We start from the raw sequence: 3,550 nt of genomic DNA on the forward strand, positions 1-3,550 counted from the left end.
CTCAAGATGGCCGATATTGGTCTTCACCGAGCCGACCAGCAGCGGATGCTCCGGATCGCGGCCTTGCCCGTAGACCGCTAGCGCTGCGCGCAGCTCGATCGGATCGCCCAGCGACGTCCCCGTGCCGTGCGCCTCAAGATAATCCACATCCGCCGGCTGAAGCCCCGCGTTGGCCAGGGCGTCCTCGATCAGAGCCTGCTGGGCCGCACCGCTGGGGGCCGTCAGACCGTTGCTGGCGCCGTCATGATTGACCGCACTGCCCCGGATCACCGCATGGATGCGATCGCCGTCGCGCTCCGCCTCCGACAGACGCTTCAGCACCACCACGCCGCAACCCTCGCCGCGCACATAACCGTCCGCAGACGCATCAAACGTCTTGCACCGGCCGTCTGCCGACAGCATGCCAGCACCGGTGAACGCCACCGTCAGCGCCGGTGTCAGCATGGCATTGACGCCGCCGGCCAGGGCCAGATCCGCCTCGCTCCGCTGCAGACCCGCCACCGCCTGATGCAGCGCCACCAGCGACGACGAGCAGGCCGTGTCGAGCGCCAGCGCCGGGCCCCGCAAGCCCAGCACATAAGACAGCCGGCCAACCGCCACGCTGTTGGCGTTTCCCGTGCCGACATAAAGCCCGGTATCACCGCCCGCACCGGTCCCGCCGTCCTGCGCCTGGCGGACCAGGCCGTCATAGTCGTGCGTGCTGATGCCGAAAAAGACGCCAGTACGGCTGTTCCGCAAACCATCCGGCGACAGCCCGGCGTGCTCCAGCGCCCGCCAGCCGGTCTCCAGCAACAGCCGCTGCTGCGGGTCCATCAGCATCGCCTCGACCGGCGCAATCCGGAAAAAGCCCGCATCGAACCGGTCGATACCCTCGATGAAGCCGCCCTCGGGCGGCGCCGCGACCGAAGCCGCGTCCCAGCGCCCAGCCGGCACCGGACCGATGCCGCTGCGGCCGTCAAACAGCAGATCGCTGAAGCTCTCCAGACCCTCGTTTGAACCCGGAAACCGGCAGGCCAGACCGACAATCGCGATCGGCTCGTCCGGCCGGGAGACGGTCTGCCACGCCGTTCCGGCCTCGGTCCCGCCCTCGGCGCCGAGATAGGCCGCCAGCGCCCGGATGGTCGGCAGATCGTAGAGCTGGCCCGGCTCCAATGCCACACCGAGCGCCTGGGCGATCCGCCCCATCAGTTGAATGCCGGCCAGCGAATCGATGCCCAGCTCACGCAGCGCCACATCGACCGGAACCTCCTGCGGCATCCGGCCGACCGCTTGACCGACCAGGCTCCGCAGCCAGCCTTCAAGGGCAGCTCGGTCACCCGCCGCCGGCGGTGGCTCCACGTCGCCCGCTATGTCTCGATCATCATCGCTGGCTGGTGCCGGACGCTCCCAGCGCGCCACCTCAGAGAGCTCACCGGACAAGAACAGCTCACGTGCTCGACGGCGCCGGATCTTGCCCGACGTCGTCCGCGGCAGACTGACCGGCCGGATCAGCACGATTGCATGTGGCTCGATCTCATGCTCCGCGACAATCGCCTGGCGGATTGCCGCGGACACCGCGTCGCCGTCAAGCTTGCGCATCCCGTCCCGCTTGACCTCCTGCACCAGCACCAGCCGCTCTTCCACCATCGCTGGCGCGCCCGACGCCACGACCGTACCGTCGGCCCTGGTCTCGACCGCAAAGGCCGCCGCGCGATCCTGGGCGACCGAAACATGGGCATCGGTCGCGGTCATCTCGATGTCCTGGGCATAATGGTTGCGACCGCGAATGATGATCATCTCCTTGATCCGACCCAGGATGAAGACCTCGCCGTCGACTAGGGCGCCCAGATCGCCGGTGCGCAGATAGCGTTTGCTGCGACCGCGCACGCCCTTTATCCGGGCCCGAAAGGTGGCCTCGGTCAGGTCGGGCTTTTCCCAGTAACCCTGGGCCACGCTCGGTCCCGACAACCAGATCTCGCCGACCGCCCCTGCGGCCACCTCACGGCAGGTCTCGGGATCGACAATGCGCAGATCGTGGTCCGGAATGATTGACCCGCATCCGACCAGCCGGGTCGTCGCCGTCAATCGGTCAGGTGCGTCATCGCCGCACGCCGATACATCAACCGGCGTCAGCCCCCCCCGGGACTGCAAAGTTTCCGTCGAAGCCTCGATCACTACAGGGGCGGCTTCGCGCTCAGCGCCGGTCGCCATCAGCGTGATCTCCGCCATGCCGTAGCAAGGATAAAGACTGGCTGCGGCAAAACCAAACGGCGCGAACCGCTCGGCAAAGCGCCCGAGTGTCGTGGCGCGTACGACCTCCGCCCCGTTTCCGGCGAGCGCCCAGGCAGACAAATCGAGCCCATCGCCATCCACTGCCAGATCGGACGCGGCGACACACAGATCGTAGGCGAAGTTCGGCGCAAGGGAGAATGTGACCCGCGCCTGTGAGATCATGCGCAGCCAGCGCATCGGCTGCTGCAGGAAGGCCGCCGGTGACATCAAATGGCAAGGAAAGCCGCTGTTGAGCGGCTGCAGGATGCCGCCGACAAGCCCCATGTCGTGATAAGGCGGCAACCAGAACGCCCCGACATCACGCCTGCCCAGTTGCAAATGGCTTTGCATGGCCTTTAGATTGGTTATCAGGTTACCCTGACTGACCATCACGCCCTTGGGCGCGCCCGTGGTGCCGGAGGTGTATTGCAGGAATGCAAGGTCGCCGGACCGGCAATTAGGATCGACCCAGTCGGCGGCCGCCTCGGCGTCGATCGCATCGACCGCGATCCGACGCGGCAGCAAGTCCGCGCCATCCGCCCAACCGGCCAATCGGCCCGACAGATCCGACGGCGCCAGGATCGCCGACGCCCCGGCATCGGCCAGGATCGACATGAGCCGGCCCATATGTTTGGTATTGCCCGGCGGATAGGCCGGCACCGCCACCACTCCGGCCAGCTGGCAGCCGAAGAACGACGCGATATAGTCCAGACCCGGCGGGCACAGGATCACCACCCGGTCACCGGCCGCACAGCCGGCCTGCACCGTCGCTGCGATCGCCATGGCGCGCTGCTGCAGCCCGGCATAGCTCAGCCGCTGCTCTACAGGCGGCCCTGCCTTCCGATAACTGTAAAAGGTGAAGCCATCCCGGTTGCCGTCGTTCTCCGCACGGTCCCGCAGCAACGAAGCCAGCGTCCGCGGTGCGCGCAGTCGCGCCACCAGCCGACGTCCTCGACCCGCCTTGCCTGGGGCTTTCGTCTCGTTATCGACCGTGTCGTCACGCGGATTGGGTCGGTTTGTGTTGTCATCCATCTCGTCATCCTATCAATGACTTGAATGTAATCGGTCTGCCGGTCGGGAAATGGTCACTTCGGGCCGTTGCTTTCCCGATGCCGGCTCTTCACGAAATGCCGGCCAACTTAGCGACTGTGCCTGGCGTGTGTCATCATCATAGGCCGAAGCCGGAAATGCTATCTCGTGAAGCTTAGCCGTCCCTAAAAAATCATAGTCTGCTGCAAAGTCCCAAGGACTGCGGGCGCAATTGAAATGAAGAGCCAAGTCAGCTCCCATTCCGACGTAA

The 3,550-nt window shown here is 66.1% G+C and carries 2 protein-coding genes; both read right to left on the reverse strand.

Translation table 11 applies throughout. From position 1 onward, the window contains the following. On the reverse strand, positions 1-3,282 hold a 3,282-nt coding region (locus ACFWW2_RS16850; protein ID WP_393929832.1), incomplete at its 3' end, for a beta-ketoacyl synthase N-terminal-like domain-containing protein. 12 nt (positions 3,283-3,294) lie between these two features. Beyond that, positions 3,295-3,550 (reverse strand): hypothetical protein (locus ACFWW2_RS16855; protein ID WP_393929834.1); only part of this gene is annotated, 256 nt, incomplete at its 5' end.

Source organism: Yoonia sp. R2-816 (assembly GCF_046762905.1).
Taxonomy (GTDB): Bacteria; Pseudomonadota; Alphaproteobacteria; order Rhodobacterales; family Rhodobacteraceae; genus Yoonia.